Genomic DNA, 24,122 nt, shown 5'->3' with positions numbered 1-24,122 from the left:
CACCAACCTTGATGATGCCGCGTTCGATACGGCCGGTCACCACCGTGCCGCGACCCGAGATCGAGAACACGTCTTCAACCGGCATCAGGAACGCGCCGTCAACGGCACGCTCAGGCGTCGGGATGTACGTGTCCAGGGCTTGGGCCAGCGACAGGATCGCTTGCTCGCCCAGTTCGCCCTTGTCGCCTTCCAGCGCCAGCTTGGCCGAACCCTTGACGATCGGGGTGTCATCGCCCGGGAAGTCGTACTTGGACAGCAGCTCGCGAACTTCCATTTCCACCAGCTCGAGCAGCTCGGCGTCGTCAACCATGTCAGCCTTGTTCAGGAAGACGATGATGTACGGCACGCCAACCTGGCGGCTCAGCAGAATGTGTTCACGCGTTTGCGGCATCGGACCGTCAGCGGCCGACACGACCAGGATCGCGCCGTCCATCTGGGCCGCGCCCGTGATCATGTTCTTGACGTAGTCGGCGTGGCCCGGGCAGTCAACGTGCGCGTAGTGACGCGATTCCGTTTCGTACTCGACGTGTGCCGTGTTGATCGTGATACCGCGTGCCTTTTCTTCAGGAGCCGCATCGATCTGGTCGTAGCCCTTGGCTTCGCCGCCAAACTTGCTCGACAGAACGGTCGTGATCGCCGCCGTCAACGTCGTTTTGCCGTGGTCAACGTGACCAATCGTACCCACGTTCACGTGCGGCTTGGTACGTTCAAACTTGCCTTTTGCCATGATCTCTATCCTTTAACTTTCAAGGAAACTTGGATTTCTGCCGGGACTGCCCGGATGGACAGCCCCGACAAGGGTTATTTACTTGGCCCGAGCGGCGATGACTTCGTCAGCGACGTTCTTGGGGGCCTCGGAGTAATGCTTGAATTCCATCGTGTACGTGGCACGACCTTGCGTCAGCGAACGCAGGTTCGTGGCGTAACCGAACATCTCGGCCAGGGGAACTTCAGCCTTGATGGTCTTGCCGCCGCCAACCATGTCGTCCATGCCCTGGACCATGCCGCGACGCGAGGACAGATCGCCCATCACGGTACCAGCGTAGTCTTCAGGCGTTTCGACTTCAACGGCCATCATCGGTTCCAGCAGCACGGGGCTGGCCTTGCGCAGACCTTCCTTGAATGCCATGGAGCCGGCCATCTTGAACGCGTTTTCGTTCGAGTCCACATCGTGGTACGAACCGAAGAACAGCGTGACCTTGACGTCGACGATCGGGTAGCCAGCCAGCACGCCCGAAGGCAGCGTTTCCTGGATGCCCTTGTCCACCGCGGGGATGTATTCGCGAGGAACCACACCGCCCTTGATGGCGTCCACGAATTCGTAGCCACCGCCAGGAGCCAACGGCTCGACCTTCAGAACCACGTGACCGTACTGACCACGACCGCCCGACTGCTTGACGAACTTGCCTTCAACTTCGTCGCAGGTCTTGCGGATGGTTTCACGGTAAGCCACCTGGGGCTTGCCGACGTTCGCTTCCACGCCGAATTCGCGCTTCATGCGGTCGACCAGAATTTCCAGGTGCAGCTCGCCCATGCCGGAAATGATGGTTTGGCCGGATTCTTCGTCGCTGCGCACGCGGAACGACGGATCTTCCTGAGCCAGACGCGACAGCGCCAGGCCCATCTTTTCCTGGTCAGCCTTCGACTTGGGTTCGACAGCCTGCGAAATCACGGGCTCCGGGAACACCATGCGTTCGAGCAGGATGTGGGAGTCGATGTCGCACAGCGTTTCGCCGGTGGTCACGTCTTTCAGACCCACCACGGCGGCGATGTCGCCTGCCAACACTTCCTTGATTTCTTCGCGGTTGTTCGCGTGCATCTGCAGAATGCGGCCGATACGTTCCTTCTTGCCCTTGATGGGGTTGTAGACCGTATCGCCCGACTTCAGGACGCCCGAGTAAACGCGCACGAAGGTCAGCTGACCCACGAACGGATCGCTCATCAGCTTGAATGCCAGGGCCGAGAACTTCTCGCCGTCGTCAGCGTTACGCTGCACGGGATTGCCGTCGTCGTCCATGCCGTCGACCGGGGGAATGTCCACGGGCGAAGGCAGGTAGTCGATGACCGCGTCCAGCATGCGCTGCACGCCCTTGTTCTTGAAGGCGGTGCCGCACAGCATCGGCTGGATTTCGCCAGCGATGGTGCGTTGACGGATGGCCAGGTTGATTTCGGCTTCGTCCAAGGAACCCGTTTCCAGGTACTTGTTCATCAGCTCTTCCGACGACTCGGCGGCGGCTTCAACCAGCTTTTCACGCCATTCGTTCGCGGCGCCTTCCAGCTCGGCCGGAATGTCCTTGTAGTCGAACTTGGTGCCTTGGCTGGCTTCGTCCCAGATGATGGCCTTCATCTTGACCAGATCGACCACGCCTTGGAACGTGTCTTCGGCGCCGATGGGGATCACGATGGGCACGGGGTTCGCGCGCAGACGCGTCTTCAGCTGGTCATAGACCTTGAAGAAGTTCGCGCCGGTGCGGTCCATCTTGTTGACGAACGCCAGACGCGGCACGCCGTACTTGTTGGCTTGACGCCACACGGTTTCGGACTGGGGCTGAACACCGCCCACCGCGCAGTAGACCATGCAGGCACCGTCCAGGACGCGCATGGAACGCTCCACCTCGATGGTGAAGTCCACGTGGCCCGGGGTGTCGATGATGTTGATGCGGTGCTCGGGGTAGTTGCCGGCCATGCCACGCCAAAACGCCGTCGTAGCTGCCGACGTAATGGTGATGCCACGCTCTTGCTCTTGCTCCATCCAGTCCATGGTGGCTGCGCCATCATGCACTTCGCCAATCTTGTGATTGACGCCGGTGTAGAACAGGATACGTTCGGTCGTGGTGGTTTTCCCTGCATCGATGTGCGCAGAGATACCAATGTTGCGATAGCGCTCGATCGGGGTTTTGCGGGCCATGGTGGATTAGTCCTTAAATTACCAGCGGAAATGGCTGAAGGCCTTGTTGGCCTCTGCCATCTTGTGCGTGTCTTCGCGCTTCTTCATCGCGGCGCCACGACCTTCGGAGGCGTCGATCAGTTCGCCAGCAAGACGCAGATCCATCGACTTCTCGCCACGCTTCTTGGCGGCTTCACGGAGCCAACGCATAGCCAGGGCCAGGCGGCGCACGGGGCGCACTTCAACCGGCACTTGGTAGTTGGCACCGCCAACGCGGCGGCTCTTCACTTCGACGATCGGCTTGATGTTGTTGATCGCCAGGCTGAAAACTTCGATCGGCTCTTTGCCGGTCTTGGTTTGCACTTGCTCGAGGGCACCGTAGACGATGCGCTCGGCGACGGCCTTCTTGCCGTCCAGCATGACGACGTTCATGAACTTGGCGAGCTCGACGCTGCCGAACTTGGGATCGGGCAGGATCTCGCGCTTGGGTACTTCGCGACGACGGGGCATTGTTGCTTCCTTGTGTCTGTTCAGTTGAACCGTGTTTCATTACACGGCCATGGCCGCCCAATAGGACGACCCCTTACGTGCCGCGCACCTTCCCATACTCCGGACGGCGCGGTTGCACTTCCCTGATGGCGGACAGCCGCCACACGGGGGTACTGCTGACTCGTTATTAAGCCTTCTTCGGGCGCTTGGCGCCGTACTTCGAGCGGGCTTGCTTACGATCCTTGACGCCTTGCAGGTCGAGGGAACCGCGCACGATGTGATAACGCACACCGGGCAAGTCCTTCACACGACCGCCACGCACCAGAACCACCGAGTGCTCTTGCAGGTTGTGGCCTTCACCGCCGATGTACGAAATGACTTCGTAACCGTTGGTCAGACGCACTTTGGCAACCTTACGCAGAGCGGAGTTCGGCTTCTTGGGGGTGGTGGTGTACACGCGAGTGCACACGCCGCGGCGTTGCGGGCAGTTTTCGAGCGCGGGGCTCTTGCTTTTGATGATGCTGACTTCGCGCGGCTTGCGCACGAGTTGGCTAATGGTAGGCATGACCTTTGAAATCCCTTTTACGTACCACTGGTAAGTACTTACGTACTCGTCTCCTCAAGCAAAGCACTTTCGGAGAAGGCAGTTCGCGCAAAACCGCCTCAAACGTTCGTATACGTAAAAGAGCGGGCTTGCCAACAAACCATGACAAACGCACAAACTTGATACCGTCAAATGGCAGCGTGGGTTGACGGGGGCTCGTGACGCACCCCTTTGGCCTTGGGCCGTCAAGCTCAGCGGCGCCATGCACGGGGTGCATGGCAGGCATTGCTTGGAATTGGCCGGACCTGTCTTCCTGGCGCCTTGATACGCCAGTCGGTGGTATCAAACTTTGCGCGCGAATAAAGCAGTAAGCCCTTTAGCATAGCTTAGAACTGGGCGCACTGTCAAAATCTTTTGTAAGCACCGTGCGCAAGCGCGTTGCCGGCAAAAGACGACGTGTTAGGCGCAGGTCGGACCCAGGTCGACAAAAATGGGGCCAAATTATCGCGGCAGAAGGCGATGCCCCTGGGCCATGATGCCGCCCCAGGTTGCCGGCAGGCCGCAATGGCCGCGGCGGACGCGAATGTTGGGCCGGATCGCGGGGAGCCGGTAGTCCGGTGGGCAGTGTACCCCGCGCCAGGCAGCGCGGGCGGTTATTGGTCGGCGAACAGGTAGCCGCTGCCGTAGACCGTGCGGATCGGCAACATTACGCCTGCCAGCTCCGCTTTGCGGCGCAGACGGCTGACGATCACGTCGATGCTGCGCGATCCGCTGGCGCGTGCGCCCCCGCCCTCCACCCGCAGTTCATCGCCGAGTTCGTTGCGTCCGACCGCCCTGCCCGCCACTTCCAGCAGCGACCGCACGATCAGGCGTTCATTGGCCGACAACGAAATGGTGGCGCCCGAAGGCGCAGCCAGCGTCCAGCCCTGGTCGCGCAGCTCCCATTGCCCCGCTACGGGCTCTTCGACGACGGAGTTGTCCTTGCCGGCCGGCAGGCGACGCGCCAGGGCCAGCAGGATGCAGGCCAGCTCGCGAGGGTCCTGCGGCGGCGGCAGGCAGGCATCGGCGCCGCTCTGCAGGCAGCGCAGGCGGGTATCCAGGGATAGATTGCTGCCCATCACCACGATTCCCAGCGAGGAAGACCCGTGCAGGCGGGCAACCAAGGCGTAACCCACCTCGCCCAGCGTTCCCACGTTCAGTACGACGGCGTCATAGGCGCCATTGCTGAGCAGGCCAAACAGTTCCAGGGACGTCGAGCAGCCACGGGCCGAAATCCCGGCTTGAAGCAGTGCGGACACAGCGGTGTTACGTGCAGCCTCGTCCGGCGACATCATCAGTACGCGCAATTGATTCATATGTTCTTTCCATCCCTTCGTCCCCCAGTTCCCGGCCGACCGCGCCGGGTGACTGGACGGTCAGGACAGTTTGGCCCGTTGTTGTGCAACAACTCCAGTCAAGATTCGTTAACTTTGCAATGTTTGACAGTTCTTGGCACAACGTAGCCAAGAGTGACGCCGCGCGAGTTATCATTCCATTACACAAATCCTTTCCCCTCTTGCAGTAGGGCGCCACAGGGCGCGCTTGCGCAGCCAACCTTCGCGAGACCACGTCTGATGAAAATCGCGTCGCTGGAAGACGACCTGGACCAGGCAAGACGCATCCAGCAAGTCCTGACTGCCGCCGGATACACCTGCTCCAGCTATCAACAAAGCCGCGACCTGCTTGCCGCGTTGCGCAACGAGACGTTCGATCTGGTGCTGCTGGACTGGCACCTGCCTGATATCGACGGCGATGATGTGGTGCGCTGGCTGCGTGCCAACATCGGCCCGCGCGTGCCGGTCATCTTCCTGACCAACCGGTCCAGCGAAGACGATCTGGTCGAGGGCTTGCGGGCGGGTGCCGACGACTACATCGTCAAGCCGCTGCGACCGCTCGAATTGCTGGCGCGGGTCGCCGCCCTGCTGCGTCGCAGCCAGATTGCCGAACCCGCCAACGAGGCGTTCGACGTCGCCAACTATCGCATCGAGCCCGCCGCTCGCACGATTTCGCTCAATGGCTCGTCGGTCGCGCTGGCGCCCAAGGAATTCGAACTTGCGCTGCTGTTCTTCCGCAACCTTGGCCGCCTCATGTCGCGCGACGTGTTGGCAGAGTGCGTCTGGAACCGCGAAATCCCCGCGACCTCGCGCACGCTGGACACGCACCTGTCCAATATCCGGCAAAAGCTGCAGCTACGTCCGGAACATGGTGTGCGGCTGAGCTCGTCGTATGCGCTGGGCTACCGGCTGGAATTGATCGGCCCGTCCGAAGACAGTCCGCCCCCCGCGCCGTAGCGCCTGGCGGGTATTACCTGGAGATTTGAAAGTCATGAGCCGCTGCCGCGCGCTTTCTTTGCTTGCCCTGCTTTCCGGCCTGCTGCTCGCCACTTCCTCACATAGCCAACCTGCCGGCGCGTTGGGCGAGAACTTCATCTACCGAGTGCGCCAAGGCGACACGCTGATCAACATCGCATCGACCTACACACGCAACCAGGCCAACTGGAGTCCGTTGCAGACGCTCAACAGCGTCACCACACCGGAACGCCTGCCCATCGGTCTGGAGCTGCGCATTCCGTTGTCGATGATTCCGGAGCGGGCTGCCGATGCGCGAGTCGTGCACGTCAGTGGCCAGGCCAACCTGAACGGGCAGGCGCTCAAGCCTGGCACCAACGTGGCTGAAGGCAGCAAGGTGGTCACTGCACCCAATGGCTTCGTGACGTTGGAACTGGCCGACGGTTCCAAATTGACGCTGCCGGCGGATGGCGCCGTGGAGCTCACGCGCCTGCGCCAATTCGAAGGCACCGACCTGACGGATTCCGTCATCCATGTCGAACGCGGCAGTGTCGAATCCACGGTCGCGCCGTCCGGACAGGGCGTGGGCCGTTTCGAAATCCGCACGCCCGTTGCCGTCACCGGCGTGCGCGGCACGCGATTCCGCGTGCAAAGCAGCAGCCAGGGCGTGCACAGCGAAGTGCTGGAGGGCAGCGTGCGGCTGCAACCGCATGCGCCTGGCGAGGCGCCGGCACGGCCCGTCGCGGTGGCAAAGGGCTTTGGCGCGGCCATCGGCGCGAACGGCCAGGTGTCCGGCGTGCGGCCGCTCCTGGCCGCGCCGCAGCTCGGTGAGCCTGTTCGAGCTGGCGGCGGCGCCTGGACGAGCGCCTTTGCCCCCGTGCCGGGCGCCCAGGGCTATCTGGTGCGCGTGTCACGCGATGCCGATGGCACGCAGCCGGTCTCGTCCAGGCAGTTCGCCAATCCCGATATCCGCTTCAGCGCGCCGGGCCCCGGCACGTTCTACGTGTCGGTGCGCGCCATCGACGAGCTGGGCCTGGGCGGCGCAGATGCCACGGCCACCTTCACGGGCGTGAACCTGCTGATGACCAGCAGCGGCCTGGGCGTCGCCACCGGTAGCGGCGGAGTCGTGACGTTGACCGAGTACTAGGCCCATGGCGGACGCCACCGACCCCATCGACCGGACCTCGCGATCAGGGCTGTGGTTGACGGTGGTGCTGGCGCTGTTGGCTGCGTTACTGGGTTCGTTCAACGGCCTTGGCCGGGTTGACCAGATTCTCTATGATCGCGCCGTCGCGCTGACCGGCCGCGACATGTCGCCCGATATCGTGATCGTAGCGATCGACGACACCAGCATCGAGGCGCTTGGCCGCTGGCCCTGGCGCCGTGCCGTACACGCGGCGTTGCTGGATCGCCTGCAAGGTGCCCGCGCGGTCGGGCTGGACCTGATCTTCGCCGAGCCGGATACCGTCCACCCTGGCGACGACGCCATCCTGGCCGACAGCATCCGGCGCAACGGCCACACGGTGCTGCCCGTGGTGCTGGACCGGCTGGTCTACCCATCTTCCATCAGCACCCCCATTCCCATCCTGGCCCAGGCCGCGGCCGGAAGCGGCTTCATCAACGCCAGCATGGATGCCGACGGCGTGTTGCGATCGGCGGTGCTGACCGTCGGGTTTGCCGGCGAACACTGGCGCCACTTTGCACTGAGCATGCTCGACGTTGGCGGACAGGCGGCCTTGGGCGAGAACCTGCTGCGACGCGCCCGGCCGGACGGCAGCATCCTGATCCCTTACGCGGGCCCCGCCGCCCACACGCAGGCGGTGTCCTATCTTTCCGTGTTGCGCGGGGACGTGCCGCCCGAGCAGTTGCGTGGCAAATACGTATTGGTGGGCGCATGGGCGACCGGCCTGGGCGATGCCTACACCACGCCGGTTTCGCACGAGGTCAGCGGCATGCCCGGCGTGGAAATCATCGCCAACCTCTTGCAAGCGGCCAACGACGACATCGCCTTTCAACCACCCGCCCCCTGGCTCAACGCCCTGTTTTCCGCCCTGCCCGTACTGCTGGCCTGCCTGGCGCTGTGGCGGCTGTCGCCGAACCAGGCGCTGCTGGTCAACATCGCCCTGCTGGCCGTGGTGCTGATATCCAGCCTGCTGCTACTGGGCCATAGCTACCTGTGGTTTGCACCGACTGCGGCGTTGGTGGGCGTGGCGCTGTGCTACCCCCTGTGGAGCTGGCGCAGCCAGGAGGCCGCCCTGCGCTATATGGACAACGAGCTGCGCCGGCTGCAGCGCGAATACCCGCCGGTGCTGAATGAAGCCCGAGCGCAGTTCAACAGCCCCTCCGCATCGCTGGAAAGCCGCGTCGGAGAGCTGCGCCGAGCCCTGGCGCGCGTACGCAACCTGCGGCGCTTCCTGGCCGACGGCCTGGACGGCATGCCGGATGCAACGCTGGTGTTCGATCAGGAAGGCCGCATGCAATTTCGCAATCAGGCTGCGGTCATGTACTTCCAGCGCCTGGGCATGCGTCCGCCACGCGTCGGCCATCCCGCCACGCACCTGCTCGAGAAGGCCATCAGCGACGACTCGACACGCCAGCGCGTCGCGCAGGTGCTGAGCGGCCAGGGGCCGGCATCAGACCAGTCCCCCTGGAGCGCCGACCTGGAAGTGCGCGATCGCGCCGGCCGCGACCTGATCCTGAAATGCGCGCCGATCCATACCGCCGAGGGCAATTTCGCAGGCACGGTGGCCACGCTGACCGACATATCCGGCATTCGCCACGCCGAACGCCAGCGTGAGGAAACCCTGCGCTTCATTTCGCACGACATGCGTGCACCGCAAAGCTCGATCCTGGCGCTGGTCGAGATGAAACAGGACGACGACTCGGCCTCCGATGAAGACGAAACCATGGCGCGCATCGCAGCGCTGGCAAACCGCACGCTGCATCTGGTCGACGACTTCGTCCACCTCACGCGGGCGGAGTCGATGGCCATCAACGCCGTCGAACTGGACCTGGGCGGTCTGCTGCAGGATGGCGTGGATGAGTTCTGGGCATCGGCGAAAAAGCGCGGCATTGAACTGGTCGTGCGCACACCGCTGCCGGCGGCGTATGTGCGCGGCGACCAGACGCTGCTGATGCGGGCGTTGTGCAACCTGATCGACAATGCCATCAAGTACAGCCCAGCCGGCACCCGCATCGAATGCGGCATCGACGCCGCGCCGGGCTATTGGCGGGCATCGGTACGCGACCACGGCCAAGGCATTGCCCCACAGGACCTGGCTCGGTTATTCGAACCGTTCTCCCGGGTCGGCGTCGATACCAAGACGGATGTGGGTGGCGCAGGCCTGGGCCTGGCATTTGTACGCACCGTGGCGCAACGCCACGGCGGCGAGGTCGAGGTCACCAGCGAACTGGGCGCAGGCTCGATATTTACGCTGCGGTTACCGATGGCGCCTGAAGAAGGCCGTACGAGCTAGCGGCGAACCCGGTAGCGTCCAGGACCGACTGCCGTGCTATTGGAAAACGTGCGAGATGACGGCAGGCTTGCCCGCCTTGACCTCAAGGGTTGCCCGATACGGCGGCAGATCAGCATTGCGCAGCACGACCTGGTACTTGCCGGGGATCAGCCGTACTTCCTTCACCGGCGGGCTGATGCCACGCGCGATGCCGTTGATCCAGACCTCGCCCCAGGGGCGGATATCCAGGCGCACCTGAACCGGCACGGGCTTCGGCTTGGGCGCGTCATCCTGGGCCGCTGCAGCCGGCGGCGCCAACTCGTGCGTGGGCGCGCCACCGCCCGGTCCCGGATCGGCGGGGCCCTGCGCGGGCGGCGTGCTCTCGGGCATCGCACCCGCAGGGCTGGGGGCCCCGGGCGTCGAGCCAGCGGGCCCTGACAGCGAAGGGCCGGATACAGCAGGGCCCGGGGTAACCGTTCCTGGCGCGGCCGCACCAGGAACGGTCGGCGCAGAAGCGAAGGGATCGGGACCCGGCGTGCCCGGATTGGCTGTGCCCGACGCGGCTCCTCGATAGGCGGCCACCGGCAGATCCGGCGACAGCGTCGACCCGCCTGCTGCCGGCGCGGGCTGCACGGCGGGGGGATTGGGCGGCACCACCTCGGAACGGGTGATCAGGGCGTTGGTCGAACCCATGCCGGTATGCACCCAGGCGTAGGTCCCCCCGCCCAGCAATGCGACCACCAAAAGCAACGCCAACAGCGGACGTCCCGCGCCGCGCGGCCGGGTGGCCGCCGCCACGACGGGTGCAGCTGGCGCCGCGGCCACTTCGGCCACCGAGGCCTCGTTGGCGGCCGGCGAGGTTTCGGCATAGGCCGAGATGTCCAGCATGGCGGCCAATTCAGCCAGGGTTTGCGGCCGGTCGGCGGGCAACATCGACAACCCCTGGTCGATCACACCCAAAAAGGCCGGGGTGTACTTGGCCAGGCCCAGCGATGCCAGTGGTTCGTAGTTGTCGGTGGCCCGGCGCTCGGGCGCCGGCGGCGGCCGCTGGCCGAGGACCAGGGCGTGCATGACGGCGCACAGCGCGTAAACGTCAGTCCAGGGGCCACGCGGCCACTCGGCCGAATCGGTGTAAAGCTCGAAGGGGGCGAATCCCGGTGCCGGCGTGACGCCCGCGCGGCGGGATCGCGGCACGGCCAGTTCGGGCAGCAAATGCGCACGGGCGCCTTCGTCCATGCCAACCGTGTCCACCGAAATGTCGCCGCATATTTCACCTTGCGCGTGCAGGCCCATCAGCGACGGCAGTAAATCCGACAGCAATCGCTTGATGCGCGCCTCCGGCACGCCGCCCGCCGCGCTGGCGGCGATGGCGCTCAAAGGGCGCAAGGCTAGCGGCGCAGCCCCGGAAAACGGGCTACGCGGCGTGTGCAGGCCGACGGATGAAGACATATTCAAAATACTGCGAAGACGGTCGCAAGAGGGGTTCTGGGCTGATAACCGGATATTATCCAATCCGTTACGCAAGGACATTGCCGAAAATGTCCGAGCGCATCAGGCTGTGGCACGATAGCGTATCGCCAAATTCCCTTGATTCGTTGAACGCCTATGAAAATTCGCCTCTTCGGCACCATGATTGGCTTATCTGCAGTCCTGGCGGGCTGCGCTGGCCTGCCTTCCGCCGCCCCTGAAAAGCCGCCCACCCCCGAAGCGCTGCAACAGTTGCAGGACGTCCGTGACCAGTACAGCGCCGGCCACTACGGCGAAGTCATCCGGCGGGTGGCCAAGTCCGACGAGCTGGCGGCATCCAGCAGGGCCGTGCGCATTGAAGCCTACAAGCTGCAGGCGTTCAGCTACTGCGTCAGCCGTTATTCCCAGCTTTGCGAAGACAGCTTCGCCCGCATCCTGCAATTGGACCCGGCTTTCGAACTGGCCCCCAACGAGGCCGGTCACCCCGCCTGGGGTCCGGCGTTCCAGCGCGCCAAGAGCCAATCAGCCAAGTAAGGTGCAACGCCCGTCTCCAGCCAAAAAAAAGGCCGCTGATTCGCATCAGCGGCCTTTTTGCTTCTGGCCTCCCCCGCCAGGACGGCGCGGGGGATTTTCCGGACGGGCCGATTACTCGGCGGCGTCGTCGCTGCCCACGTCGAGCGACGGGACATCGGCGTCCGAGCCCACCGTGACCGGCGAGTCTTCGAACGGGTTGGCCAGTTGGCGAGCGGCTTCGCGTTCCGCCGCCTCCAGCGCTTCCTTGTCGCGACGGGCGTGGTGGTACGCCAGGCCGGTACCCGCCGGGATCAGGCGGCCGACGATGACGTTTTCCTTCAGGCCACGCAGGTCGTCGCGCTTGCCCATGATGGCGGCTTCGGTCAGGACACGCGTGGTTTCCTGGAACGAAGCAGCCGAGATGAACGAGTCGGTCGACAGCGAGGCCTTCGTGATACCCAGCAGCACGTTGTCGTACGTCGCCGGACGCTTGTCTTCAGCGTTGACGCGGTCGTTCTCGTTCAGCAGCTCGGAGCGCTCGACTTGCTCGCCCGGGATGAACTCGGTGTCGCCCGCATCGACGATGTTCACACGGCGCAGCATCTGACGAACAATCACTTCGATGTGCTTGTCGTTGATCTTCACGCCCTGCAGACGGTAAACGTCCTGCACTTCGTCGACGATGTACGTCGCCAGCTTCTCGATGCCTTGCAGGCGCAGGATGTCGTGGGGATCGGCCGGGCCGTCCACGATCATTTCGCCCTTGTTCACCACCTGGCCGTCGTGCACCAGAACCTGCTTTTCCTTCGGAATCAGGAACTCGTGGCTCACGCCTTCCAGGTCGGTGATGACCAGACGCTGCTTGCCCTTGGTGTCCTTGCCGAACGAAACCGTACCGGTGACGTCGGCGAGCATGCCGGCATCCTTCGGCGAACGGGCTTCGAACAGTTCGGCCACACGCGGCAGACCGCCGGTAATGTCGCGGGTCTTTTGCGATTCTTGCGGAATACGCGCCAGAACTTCACCCACGGCAACCTGCTGGCCGTCACGCACGGTAATCAGCGCACCCACCGGGAACGAGATGTTCACCGAGTGATCGGTGCCGGCGATCTTGACGTCTTCGCCGTTCTCGTTGGCCAGCTTGATCTGCGGACGCATGACGATCTTGCCGCCACGGGTCTTGGGCGTGATGACGACGAGCGTCGACAGGCCGGTGACCTCGTCCACCTGCTTGGCAACGGTCACGCCTTCTTCGATGTTCTCGAAGCGCACGGCGCCACCGTATTCCGACACGATCGGACGGGTCAGCGGGTCCCACGTAGCCAGGCGAGCGCCGGCCTTCACGGCCTCGCCATCGCCCACCAGCACGGTCGCGCCGTACGGGATCTTGTGGCGTTCGCGTTCGCGGCCGTTGTCGTCGAAGATCGCCAGTTCGCCCGAGCGCGAAATCGCAACGCGTTCGCCCTTGGCGTTGGTGACGTAGCGCATCGTGCTGGCAAAGCCGACCACGCCGCTGGACTTGGTTTCCACCGCGCTGGCCAGGGCCGAACGCGATGCCGCGCCACCGATGTGGAACGTACGCATCGTGAGCTGCGTGCCCGGTTCACCGATGGACTGGGCGGCGATAACGCCCACCGCTTCGCCCTGGTTGACCGGCGAGCCGCGGCCGAGGTCGCGGCCGTAGCAGTGTGCGCACAGACCGTGACGCGTTTCGCACGTCAGCGGAGTGCGGACCTTGACTTCGTCCACGCCGATGCGGTCGATCATGTCGACCATGTCTTCGTCCAGCAGGGTGCCGGCGGTGATGGCCGTTTCCTGCGTGTCCGGGTTGACGATGTCCACGGCAGCCACGCGGCCCAGGATACGGTCACGCAACGGCTCGATGACTTCGCCGCCTTCCACCAGGGCCTTCATGTTGTAGCCCTGCGACGTACCGCAATCGTCCTCGGTGATCACCAAGTCTTGCGTCACGTCGACCAGACGACGGGTCAGGTAGCCCGAGTTTGCGGTCTTCAGTGCCGTATCGGCCAGACCCTTACGCGCACCGTGAGTGGAGATGAAGTACTGGAGTACGTTCAGGCCTTCACGGAAGTTTGCGGTAATGGGCGTTTCGATAATGGAACCGTCCGGCTTGGCCATCAGGCCGCGCATACCGGCCAGCTGGCGGATCTGGGCGGCCGAACCGCGGGCGCCCGAGTCAGCCATCATGTAGATGGAGTTGAACGATTCCTGGCGCACTTCTTCGCCGTGACGGTTGATCACGGGCTCGGTGGCCAGTTGTTCCATCATCGCCTTGCCGACCTTGTCGCCAGCCTTGCCCCAGATGTCCACCACGTTGTTGTAGCGTTCCTGGGACGTGACCAGACCCGACGAGTACTGCTTGTCGATTTCCTTCACTTCACGGCTGGCTTCGGCCAGGATGCCTTCCTTGGCCGTCGGGATCAGCATGTCGCCCATGGCGATGGAGATACCGCCGCGCGTGGCCAGCTTGAAACCGGACTGCATCAGCTTGTCAGCGAAGATCACCGTGTCGCGCAGGCCGCAACGGCGGAACGACTGGTTGATCAGGCGCGAGATTTCCTTCTTCTTCAGCGCCTTGTTCAGGACGGTGAAGGGCAGGCCCTTGGGCAGGATCTCGGACAGCAGCGCGCGGCCGACCGTCGTTTCGTGACGGCGGATGACCGGTTGCCATTCGCCTGCTTCGTCGCGCTCGTGCTCTTTCAGACGCACGGTGATGCGGGTTTGCAGTTCGACTTCGCCGTTGTCGTAGGCACGCTGCACTTCAGCGACGTCGGTGAAGAAAATGCCTTCGCCCTTGCCGTTGATGCGCTCGCGCGTCGTGTAGTACAGACCCAGCACGATATCCTGGGACGGCACGATCGACGGTTCGCCGTTAGCCGGGAACAGCACGTTGTTCGAGGCCAGCATCAGCGTACGTGCTTCGAGCTGGGCTTCCAGCGACAGCGGCACGTGGACAGCCATCTGGTCACCGTCGAAGTCGGCGTTGAACGCCGCGCAAACCAGCGGGTGCAGCTGGATGGCCTTGCCTTCGATCAGGACCGGCTCGAACGCCTGGATGCCCAAACGGTGCAGCGTAGGCGCACGGTTCAGCATGACCGGGTGTTCACGGATGACTTCTTCCAGGATGTCCCAGACCACCGGTTCCTGGCTTTCCACCAGCTTCTTGGCAGCCTTGATGGTCGTGGCCAGGCCCATCATCTCCAGTCGATTGAAGATGAACGGCTTGAACAGTTCCAGGGCCATCAGCTTGGGCAGGCCGCACTGGTGCAGCTTGAGCTGCGGACCCACCACGATGACCGAACGGCCCGAGTAGTCGACGCGCTTGCCCAGCAGGTTCTGACGGAAACGACCGCTCTTGCCCTTGATCATGTCGGCCAGGGACTTGAGCTGGCGCTTGTTGGCGCCGGTCATGGCCTTGCCGCGGCGACCGTTGTCCAGCAGCGAGTCAACGGCTTCCTGCAGCATCCGCTTTTCGTTGCGCAGGATGATTTCCGGCGCCTTGAGCTCCAGCAGGCGCTTCAAGCGGTTGTTGCGGTTGATGACGCGGCGGTACAGGTCGTTCAGGTCGGAGGTCGCGAAGCGGCCGCCGTCCAGCGGCACCAGCGGACGCAGGTCCGGCGGCAGCACGGGCAGCACTTCCATGACCATCCACTCGGCCTTGATGCCCGACTTCTGGAAGCCTTCCAGCACCTTCAGGCGCTTGGAGATCTTCTTGATCTTGGCTTCCGAGCTGGTGGCCTTCAGTTCGCCGCGCAGCGTTTCCACTTCGCGGTCGATGTCGATGGTGCGCAGCAGTTCACGCACGGCTTCGGCGCCCATCAGGGCACGGAAGTCGTCGCCGTATTCTTCGGTCTTGGCGAGGAAATCGTCATCCGACATGATCTGGCCGCGCTTGAGCGGCGTCATGCCAGGTTCGATCACGCACCAGGCTTCGAAGTACAGCACGCGTTCGATGTCGCGCAGGGTCATGTCGAGCACCATGCCCAGACGCGACGGCAGGCTCTTCAGGAACCAGATGTGCGCGACGGGGCTGGCCAGCTCGATGTGGCCCATGCGTTCACGGCGAACCTTGGCAACGGTAACTTCAACGCCGCACTTTTCGCAGATCACGCCACGATGCTTCAGGCGCTTGTACTTGCCGCACAGGCACTCGTAGTCTTTGATCGGGCCAAAGATCTTGGAGCAGAACAGGCCGTCGCGCTCGGGCTTGAACGTGCGGTAGTTGATGGTCTCGGGCTTGCGAACTTCGCCGTAGGACCACGAACGGATCTTCTCGGGCGAGGCGATGCCGATCTTGATGGCATCGAATTGCTCGTCTTGCGAGACTTGCTTAAAGAGGTCGAGTAGCGCTTTCATTAGTTACGCTCCAAATCCATGTCCAGGGCCAACGAGCGGATTTCCTTGACCAGCACGTTGAACGATTCCGGCATGCCGGCGTCGATGACGTGGTCGCCCTTGACGATGTTTTCGTATACCTTGGTACGGCCGGTGATGTCGTCGGACTTCACCGTCAGCATTTCCTGCAGGGTGTAGGCGGCGCCGTAAGCTTCCAGCGCCCACACTTCCATTTCCCCGAAACGCTGGCCGCCGAACTGCGCCTTGCCGCCCAGCGGCTGCTGGGTAACGAGCGAGTACGGACCGGTCGAACGCGCGTGCATCTTGTCGTCGACCAAGTGGTGCAGCTTCAGGTAGTGCATGTAGCCGACGGTGACGGGACGCTCGAACTTCTCGCCGGTGCGGCCGTCGTACAGCCACGCCTGCGTACGCGAAGGCGTCAGGGCCATGCGCTTGGCGACGTCGTCCGGATAGGCCAGTTCCAGCATCGTGGTGATTTCCTCTTCGGTCGCGCCGTCGAAGACGGGCGTCGCGAACGGCACGCCGTTCTTGAGGTTCTGGGCCATTTCCATGACTTCTTCGTCGGTCAGCTCGTCGATGCGTGCACCCGTACCGGTCGTGTTGTAGACCTTGTCCAGGTAGGCGCGAACGTTCTTGACCTGCGCAGTGCGCTCGTCGCGCAGCAGATCGGCAATGCGGTGGCCCACGCCCTTGGCAGCCCAGCCCAAGTGCACTTCCAGCACCTGGCCGACGTTCATCCGCGAGGGCACGCCCAGCGGGTTCAGAACGATGTCGGCCGGCGTGCCGTCAGCCATGTGCGGCATGTCTTCCACCGGGGTGATGCGCGAGACCACACCCTTGTTACCGTGACGGCCTGCCATCTTGTCACCAGGCTGCAGACGACGCTTCACGGCCAGGTAGACCTTGATCATCTTCAGCACGCCCGGGGGCAGCTCGTCGCCTTGCGTCAGCTTCTTGCGCTTCTCTTCGAAGGCCAGATCGAACTGGTGACGCTTCTGCTCGAGCGATTCCTTGGCCTGTTCCAGCACCACGGCATGCGGCTCGTCGGCCAGGCGGATGTCGAACCACTGCCAGCGGTCCAGATCAGCCAGGTAAGCCTTGGTGATCGTGGCGCCCTTGGCCAGCTTGCGCGGGCCGCCGTTGACGGTCTTGTTGACCAGCATCTTTTCGATACGGTCGAACTGGTCGTTTTCAACGATGCGCAGCTGGTCGTTCAGGTCCTGGCGATAGCGGCGCAGTTCATCGTCGATGATGGACTGGGCGCGCTTGTCGCGCACGATGCCTTCGCGCGTGAACACTTGCACGTCGATCACGGTGCCGGTCATGCCCGAAGGCACGCGCAGCGAGGTGTCCTTAACGTCGGACGCCTTTTCACCGAAGATGGCGCGCAGCAGCTTTTCTTCCGGCGTCAGCTGGGTTTCGCCCTTGGGCGTGACCTTGCCGACCAGCACGTCGTCGGCGCTGACTTCGGCGCCGATGTACGTGATGCCCGAATCGTCCAGGCGGTTCAGTTGCGTCTCAGCCAGGTTGCTGATGTCGCGCGTGATTTCCTCAGGACCGAGCTTCGTGTCGCGAGCCACGACCGTCAGTTCCTCGATGTGCACCGAGGTGTAGCGATCGTCGGCAACAACCTTTTCGGAGATCAGGATCGAGTCTTCGAAGTTGTAGCCGTTCCAGGGCATGAACGCGATCAGCATGTTCTGACCCAGGGCGAGTTCGCCCAGGTCGGTCGATGCGCCGTCGGCCAGCACGTCACCCTTGGCGACCTTGTCGCCACGCTTGACGATAGGACGCTGGTTGATGTTCGTGTTCTGGTTGGAACGCGTGTACTTGATCAGGTTGTAGATATCGACACCGACTTCGCCGGCGACGTTTTCTTCGTCGTTCACGCGGATAACCACGCGTTCGGCGTCGACGTGATCGACCAGGCCGCCACGCAGCGCCTGCACCGTGGTGCCCGAGTCAACGGCCACGGTGCGCTCGATACCCGTACCCACGACCGGCTTTTCCGGGCGCAGGCAAGGCACGGCCTGACGTTGCATGTTGGCGCCCATCAGTGCGCGGTTCGCGTCGTCGTGCTCCAGGAACGGAATCAGCGAGGCAGCAACCGACACGATCTGCGACGGGGCAACGTCCATGTAGTGCACGTTGGCCGGGGCGGTCAGCATGGTTTCGCCAGCCTCACGGCAAGCGACCAGGTCGTCCACGAACTTGCCTTCTTCGTCGAGCGCGGCGTTAGCCTGCGCAATGACATAGTGGCTTTCTTCGATGGCCGACAGGTAATCGATCTGTTCGCTGACGCGACCGTCGATGATCTTGCGATAAGGCGTTTCCAGGAAGCCGTACTCGTTCAAGCGAGCGTACAGCGCCATGGAGTTGATCAGGCCGATGTTCGGGCCTTCCGGCGTTTCGATCGGGCACACGCGGCCGTAGTGGGTCGGGTGCACGTCGCGGACTTCGAAGCCGGCGCGCTCGCGGGTCAGGCCGCCCGGGCCCAGTGCGGAAACACGACGCTTGTGCGTGATTTCCGACAGCGGGTTGGTCTGGTCCATGAACTGCGACAGCTGGCTCGAACCGAAGAACTCCTTGATGGCAGCCGAGATCGGCTTGGAGTTGATCAGGTCGTGCGGCATCAGGTTTTCGGTCTCGGCCTGGCCCAGACGTTCCTTGACGGCGCGTTCGACACGCACGAGGCCGGCGCGGAACTGGTTTTCGGCCAGTTCGCCCACGCAACGCACGCGACGGTTGCCCAAGTGATCGATGTCATCGATCTGGCCACGACCGTTACGCAGCTCGACCAGCACCTTGATGGTTTCAAGGATGTCTTCGTTGGTCAGCGTCATCGGGCCGGTGATGTCTTCACCACGGCCCAGACGGCTGTTGACCTTCATGCGGCCGACGCGCGACAGATCGTACGTTTCTTCGCTGTAGAACAGACGCTGGAACAGCGCTTCCACGGCTTCTTCGGTGGGCGGTTCGCCAGGACGCATCATGCGGTAGATGGCAACGCGCGCGGCCATCTGGTCGGCGGTTTCATCGGTGCGCAGCGTTTGCGAGATGTACGGGCCGCGGTCCAGGTCGTTCGTGTAGAGCGTCTGGATGTCGTGCACGTTGGCGGCGCGCAGGGCGCCCAGCACGCTTTCCGTGATCTCGTCGTTGGCGTTGGCGATGACTTCGCCGGTATCCGCATCAACGATGTTCTTGGCCAGCACGCGGCCGTACAGGAAGTCTTCCGGCACGGAGATGCGCTGGATGCCACCGGCAGCCAGGTCGCGCAGATGCTTGGCGTTGATGCGCTTGTCTTTTTCGACAATCACCTTGCCCGAGCGGTCAGCGATGTCGAAACGGGCCATTTCGCCCTTCCAGCGCTCAGCCACGAATTCCATCATGGCGCCTTCGCTCTTCAATTCGAAGTTGTCGAAATCGAAGAAGTTGGCCAGGATGGATTCCGGCGTCATGCCGATGGCCTTGCACAGGATCGTGACAGGCATCTTGCGACGACGGTCGACACGGAAGAACAGGACGTCCTTGGGGTCGAATTCAAAGTCCAGCCACGAGCCGCGGTAAGGAATCACGCGGGCCGAGAACAGGAGCTTGCCCGAGCTGTGCGTCTTGCCGCGGTCGTGTTCGAAGAACACGCCCGGCGAGCGGTGCAGCTGGGACACGATGACACGCTCGGTGCCATTGATGACGAACGAACCGGTGCCGGTCATGAGCGGAATTTCGCCCATGTAGACTTCCTGTTCCTTCACTTCCTTGACGGTGGGCTTGCTGACTTCGCGGTCAAGCAGCACCAGGCGGACCTTGGCTCGCAGGGGCGAGGCATAGGTCAAACCACGTTGCTGACATTCCTTGACATCGAACACCGGTTCGCCGAGCACATAGCTCACGAACTCCAAGCGCGCCATACCGTTGTGACTAACGATCGGGAAAATCGACGAAAACGCCGCCTGCAAACCGTCGGCTACGCGATCGGACGGGGCGGTATCCGCCTGCAGGAAAGTTAGGTAGGATTGAAGCTGTGTCGCCAACAGGAAGGGAACGTTTTGAACGTCTTCACGCTTGGCGAAGCTTTTGCGGATGCGCTTTTTTTCGGTGTACGAGTAAGGCATGAGCACTCCGACTCGAGGTTGCATGGGCCGTCAACCACGGCCCCAGGTGATACGACTCCAGGAAACCCCTCTGAAAGGGCATGACCCCAGCAGGGGTTTCCTGGAAACGCAAAAGCCCGGGGACTGCAAACTGCGCTGTCCCCGGGCAAATTGACGCAGGTCTTACTTGACTTCGACCTTGGCGCCAGCTTCTTCCAGCTTCTTCTTGGCGGCTTCGGCGTCAGCCTTGGCCACAGCTTCCTTGACGGGCTTCGGAGCGCCGTCGACCAGGTCCTTGGCTTCCTTCAGACCCAGACCGGTCAGCTCGCGCACGGCCTTGATGACGCTAACCTTGTTGGCGCCAGCTTCGGTCAGAACGACGGTGAACTCGGTTTGCTCTTCAGCAGCGGCGGCAGCGCCACCAGCAGCGGGAGCAGCGACAGCGACAGCGGCGGCAGCAGCCGACACGCCGAACTTCTCTTCCATTTCCTTGATCAGCTCGGACAGCTCGAGCACGGTCATGCCAGCGATGGCGTCAAGGATTTCAGCTTTGTTAAGTGCCATTTTTCAGAACTCCAAAAATTTTGGTAATGCCAGGGTTTGGGTGTCGCTCGGTCGTTCAGCGAATTCCGTGAAGGTGGGCGATTAAGCCGCTGCCTTCTGGTCGCGCACGGCGGCGAGGCCACGGGCGAACTTGGTCGGAACTTCGTTGAGCGTACGCACGAATTGCGCGATGGGGGCTTGCATGGTGCCCAGCAGTTTCGACAGCAACTCTTCGCGCGAGGGCATGGTGGCCAGGGCCTTCACACCTTCTTGGTTCAGCAGGCTGTTGGGCAGAGCGCCCGCCTTGATGACCAGCTTGTCGTTGCTTTTCGCGAAACCTGCGAGGACCTTGGCCGCCGTAACCGGATCAGCGCTGATGCCATAGATCAGCGGACCGGTCAGTTGCTCAGCCAACGGCTCGAAAGCCGTGCCGGCAACAGCACGACGGGCCAGCGAGTTCTTCAGAACACGCAGATACACGCCCGATTCACGCGCAGTTTTGCGCAGTACGGTGACAGAGGCGACGTCCAGACCACGGTACTCGGCGATAACAATCGATTGTGCCTTGGCCACTTCGGCCGAGACTTCCTCGATTACCACCGCTTTCTCTTGACGATTGAGACTCACGGTTTGAACACTCCATCAAAAGACGCTTGGGGCCTAAGCCTTGCGCGTCAACCGAATGCGGCGCCTGGTCGAGTTCTTCGGGTAAAGAAATCTTCCTGGGGACGCCGTCTACGCTGGATCCGAACTTTGCGAGCTTCGGGATTAAGCGGGGCAGCGGGGGAACTGCTTCAAGTGGAAGGAGAACCTTCGCACTGCCCTGCTCCAGCGGTCTTTGACAGCAACATCCGGAGGAATCCGGATGCAGCCCAAAGTACGTTTACTGCTGTTGGCTTAGTTGGAAGCCGACAGCGAGGCAATTTCCACGCGTGCACCGCCGCCCATCGTGGACGAAACGGCCAGCTTGCGCAGGTAAATGCCCTTGGACGCGGCGGGACGAGCCTTTTGCAGGGCGTCGACCAGAGCGGCCAGGTTGGTTTGCAGCTGTTCCACGCCGAACGACGCACGGCCGATCGTTGCGTGGATGATGCCGGCCTTGTCGGTACGGTACTGAACCTGACCGGCCTTGGCGTTCTTGACAGCGGTGGCGACATCGGGCGTCACGGTGCCGACCTTCGGGTTCGGCATCAGGCCACGGGGACCCAGGATCTGGCCCAGGGCACCCACGACACGCATCGTGTCGGGCGAGGCGATGACGACGTCGAAGTCCATCTGACCGGCCTTGATCGCGTCTGCCAGGTCATCCAGACCGACGATGTCGGCGCCGGCGGCCTTGGCGGCTTCAGCCTTGTCGCCTTGGGCGAACACGGCCACGCGGACCGACTTGCCGGTACCGGCGGGCAGCACGACCGAGCCGCGGACCAGTTGGTCCGACTTCTTCGGGTCGATGCCGAGCTGCACGGCCACGTCAATGGATTCATTGAACTTGGCGACAGCGGTTTCCTTGACCAGGGTCAGGGCTTCAGCGACCGGGTACAGCTTGGTGCGGTCGATCTTTTGTGCAATGGCGGCGGCGCGCTTGGACAGTTTTGCCATGATTAGATCCCCTCAACCGTGATGCCCATGCTGCGGGCGCTGCCAGCGATCGTGCGGACGGCGGCGTCCAGATCAGCGGCGGTCAGATCGGGGCCCTTGGCCTTGGCGATTTCTTCAGCCTGGGCGCGGGTCAGCGTGCCGACCTTGTCGGTATGCGGCTTGGACGAACCCTTTTGCACACCGGCGGCCTTCTTGATGAGGACCGTCGCGGGCGGGGTCTTCATGATGAAGGTGAAGCTCTTGTCGGCGAAAGCGGTGATCACCACCGGAATCGGCAGACCAGGCTCCATGCCTTGGGTCTTGGCGTTGAACGCCTTGCAGAATTCCATGATGTTCAGGCCACGCTGACCCAGGGCCGGGCCAATCGGGGGGGAGGGGTTAGCCTTACCAGCCGGTACTTGCAGCTTGATAAAGCCGACGATCTTCTTCGCCATGCTTTGCTCCTTGCGGGTTATATCGCCCTAGCGCAAAGGCCAGGGCTCCCCGGGGTTTGAAATCAGGTCTTTTCGACCTGGCTGAAATCGAGTTCGACGGGCGTGGCACGACCGAAAATCGTGACCGACACGCGAACCTTGCTCTTTTCGTAGTTGACTTCTTCGACGTTGCCGTTGAAGTCCGCAAACGGACCTTCCTTGACCCGAACCATCTCGCCCACTTCGAACAGGATCTTGGGGCGGGGTTTCTCGACACCCTCTTCCATCTGGGAGAGGATCTTTTCGACTTCCTTTTCGGAAATCGGGGTCGGACGATTGCCCGAGCCACCCAAAAAGCCGGTGACTCGGTTGGTGTTCTTGACCAAGTGCCACGTTTCGTCGGTCAGGTCCATTTCAACCAGGACGTAACCGGGGAAAATACGGCGCTCGGTGATCGACTTCTGGCCACCCTTGACCTCGACGACTTCCTCGGAGGGCACAAGAATGCGGCCAAAAGACGTTTGCAGGCCCGCGCGCTCGATGCGCTCGTTCAGGGCCTTGTGTACGCTTTTTTCCATGCCGGAGTACACATGGACGACATACCAACGCTTACTCATTCGCCGTCCTTATTTCCAGCCCAACAGCAGGCCGTAGAGAATCCATTCGATGCCCTTGTCGAGCACCCACATGAAAATGCCCATGATCGCCACGAATGCAAAAACGATGCCCGTCATCTGGGTCGTTTCCTTGCGGGTGGGCCACGAGACACGCTTGACTTCGTTGTAGGACTCGCTGGCGAAGCTCAGGGTGCGGCGGCCGGGTTCGCTGAACCAGGCGATCACAGCTGCGATCACGAGGCCGCCAACGAACACGCCGACACGTGCAGGCATCGGTTGCGCGCTAAGCACGGAAAACCCGACGATGCCAGCAATAACGACAAGAACCGCCAGCCCGAGCTTCACCCGGTCGGCGGTACTGGTTACAGTTTCTACGCTGGTATTAGACATATTGCGACGCGAGCCGCCGTGAATGCGTAACTCGCGATGATCTCCCGCGGGTTTATCCTGGCGGTGGCAGGGGCAGTAGGAATCGAACCTACAACCTTCGGTTTTGGAGACCGACGCTCTGCCAATTGAGCTATGCCCCTAAAACACTACACGTGCACTACATTTCAACCACTTTCCGCCAGGGCCATCTGCGTGACGGCTTGCGGAACCGAACATAATACTACTTTTACAGCAAAGATGGATAGAGGGGCTTGAGAGCCCACTCTACCCATCCGGGTATTGCTTACTTCAGGATCTTGGCGACGACGCCGGCGCCGACGGTACGACCGCCTTCACGGATGGCGAAACGCAGACCTTCTTCCATGGCGATCGGGGCCAGCAGCTTGACGGTCATCGTCACGTTGTCGCCC

General features: G+C 62.7%; 19 protein-coding genes and 1 tRNA gene. 4 read left to right on the top strand and 16 right to left on the bottom strand.

Annotated features, from left to right (window positions below):
* The 5 genes from AC6LJ2_RS27270 to AC6LJ2_RS27250 all read right to left on the bottom strand — a co-directional run.
* A partial coding sequence (locus tag AC6LJ2_RS27270) for an elongation factor Tu (RefSeq protein ID WP_498151455.1) occupies positions 1 to 727 on the bottom strand: 727 nt, incomplete at its 3' end.
* A gap of 78 nt (positions 728 to 805) precedes the next feature.
* On the bottom strand, positions 806 to 2,908 hold the full coding sequence (gene fusA, locus AC6LJ2_RS27265) for an elongation factor G (RefSeq protein ID WP_263913070.1): 2,103 nt from the start codon (positions 2,906 to 2,908) through the stop codon (positions 806 to 808).
* 18 nt (positions 2,909 to 2,926) lie between these two features.
* Complete coding sequence (gene rpsG / locus AC6LJ2_RS27260) at positions 2,927 to 3,397, bottom strand: 30S ribosomal protein S7 (RefSeq protein WP_006216561.1); 471 nt, start codon at positions 3,395 to 3,397, stop codon at positions 2,927 to 2,929.
* Between the two features lie 166 nt (positions 3,398 to 3,563).
* Positions 3,564 to 3,941, bottom strand: coding sequence for a 30S ribosomal protein S12 (gene rpsL / locus AC6LJ2_RS27255; protein ID WP_005017264.1), 378 nt, complete (start codon positions 3,939 to 3,941; stop codon positions 3,564 to 3,566).
* Between the two features lie 632 nt (positions 3,942 to 4,573).
* Positions 4,574 to 5,275, bottom strand: coding sequence for a response regulator transcription factor (locus tag AC6LJ2_RS27250; protein WP_498152575.1), 702 nt, complete (start codon positions 5,273 to 5,275; stop codon positions 4,574 to 4,576).
* Between the two features lie 258 nt (positions 5,276 to 5,533).
* Between AC6LJ2_RS27250 and AC6LJ2_RS27245 the strand changes: the two genes are divergently transcribed.
* From AC6LJ2_RS27245 to AC6LJ2_RS27235, 3 genes are read left to right on the top strand one after another with little or no spacing between them, the layout of a single operon-like run.
* Positions 5,534 to 6,250: a response regulator transcription factor gene (locus tag AC6LJ2_RS27245; protein ID WP_263913072.1), complete on the top strand. Its 717-nt coding sequence runs from the start codon at positions 5,534 to 5,536 to the stop codon at positions 6,248 to 6,250.
* A 34-nt stretch (positions 6,251 to 6,284) separates the two neighbouring features.
* On the top strand, positions 6,285 to 7,394 hold the full coding sequence (locus AC6LJ2_RS27240) for a FecR domain-containing protein (RefSeq protein ID WP_498152574.1): 1,110 nt from the start codon (positions 6,285 to 6,287) through the stop codon (positions 7,392 to 7,394).
* A 4-nt stretch (positions 7,395 to 7,398) separates the two neighbouring features.
* Entirely contained in the window at positions 7,399 to 9,723 is a 2,325-nt protein-coding gene (locus AC6LJ2_RS27235) for a CHASE2 domain-containing protein (protein ID WP_445657862.1), read from the top strand.
* Between the two features lie 36 nt (positions 9,724 to 9,759).
* Here the strand turns inward: AC6LJ2_RS27235 and AC6LJ2_RS27230 are convergent, their stop codons facing one another.
* Positions 9,760 to 11,151, bottom strand: coding sequence for a serine/threonine-protein kinase (locus tag AC6LJ2_RS27230; protein ID WP_498152573.1), 1,392 nt, complete (start codon positions 11,149 to 11,151; stop codon positions 9,760 to 9,762).
* Positions 11,152 to 11,307: 156 nt separating this feature from the next.
* Here AC6LJ2_RS27230 and AC6LJ2_RS27225 point away from each other — a divergent pair, with 156 nt between their 5' ends.
* Positions 11,308 to 11,703 carry a TssQ family T6SS-associated lipoprotein gene (locus AC6LJ2_RS27225; RefSeq protein WP_263913076.1) on the top strand — a complete coding sequence of 132 codons (396 nt, stop codon included), beginning with the start codon at positions 11,308 to 11,310 and terminating at the stop codon, positions 11,701 to 11,703.
* 111 nt (positions 11,704 to 11,814) lie between these two features.
* On the opposite strand, the gene rpoC is transcribed toward AC6LJ2_RS27225, so the two are convergent.
* The 10 genes from rpoC to AC6LJ2_RS27175 form a co-directional block, all read right to left on the bottom strand.
* The gene (gene rpoC / locus AC6LJ2_RS27220) at positions 11,815 to 16,059 is read right to left on the bottom strand and encodes a DNA-directed RNA polymerase subunit beta' (RefSeq protein ID WP_263913077.1); all 4,245 of its coding nucleotides are present in this window, start codon (positions 16,057 to 16,059) and stop codon (positions 11,815 to 11,817) included.
* Positions 16,059 to 20,171, bottom strand: a complete 4,113-nt coding sequence (rpoB, locus tag AC6LJ2_RS27215; RefSeq protein ID WP_263913078.1) for a DNA-directed RNA polymerase subunit beta — start codon at positions 20,169 to 20,171, stop codon at positions 16,059 to 16,061. The genes rpoC and rpoB overlap by 1 nt, the downstream gene beginning before the upstream one ends.
* A gap of 162 nt (positions 20,172 to 20,333) precedes the next feature.
* On the bottom strand, positions 20,334 to 20,714 hold the full coding sequence (gene rplL, locus AC6LJ2_RS27210) for a 50S ribosomal protein L7/L12 (protein ID WP_013397031.1): 381 nt from the start codon (positions 20,712 to 20,714) through the stop codon (positions 20,334 to 20,336).
* 81 nt (positions 20,715 to 20,795) lie between these two features.
* Positions 20,796 to 21,320: a 50S ribosomal protein L10 gene (gene rplJ, locus AC6LJ2_RS27205; RefSeq protein WP_006389589.1), complete on the bottom strand. Its 525-nt coding sequence runs from the start codon at positions 21,318 to 21,320 to the stop codon at positions 20,796 to 20,798.
* Between the two features lie 270 nt (positions 21,321 to 21,590).
* The gene (rplA, locus tag AC6LJ2_RS27200; protein ID WP_025141328.1) at positions 21,591 to 22,292 is read right to left on the bottom strand and encodes a 50S ribosomal protein L1; all 702 of its coding nucleotides are present in this window, start codon (positions 22,290 to 22,292) and stop codon (positions 21,591 to 21,593) included.
* Between the two features lie 2 nt (positions 22,293 to 22,294).
* Positions 22,295 to 22,726, bottom strand: a complete 432-nt coding sequence (gene rplK / locus AC6LJ2_RS27195; protein WP_006389587.1) for a 50S ribosomal protein L11 — start codon at positions 22,724 to 22,726, stop codon at positions 22,295 to 22,297.
* A 62-nt stretch (positions 22,727 to 22,788) separates the two neighbouring features.
* Entirely contained in the window at positions 22,789 to 23,322 is a 534-nt protein-coding gene (nusG, locus tag AC6LJ2_RS27190) for a transcription termination/antitermination protein NusG (protein ID WP_006389586.1), read from the bottom strand.
* Between the two features lie 9 nt (positions 23,323 to 23,331).
* Complete coding sequence (secE, locus tag AC6LJ2_RS27185; RefSeq protein ID WP_175192347.1) at positions 23,332 to 23,712, bottom strand: preprotein translocase subunit SecE; 381 nt, start codon at positions 23,710 to 23,712, stop codon at positions 23,332 to 23,334.
* A 64-nt stretch (positions 23,713 to 23,776) separates the two neighbouring features.
* Positions 23,777 to 23,852 (bottom strand) — tRNA-Trp (locus AC6LJ2_RS27180).
* Between the two features lie 143 nt (positions 23,853 to 23,995).
* On the bottom strand, positions 23,996 to 24,122 hold a 127-nt coding region (locus AC6LJ2_RS27175; RefSeq protein ID WP_458575104.1), incomplete at its 5' end, for an EF-Tu C-terminal domain-related protein.

Source organism: Achromobacter sp. 1014246743 (assembly GCF_059760725.1).
Note: the sequence above shows the minus strand (reverse complement) of the source record. Positions and strands in the feature narration are given on the sequence as shown.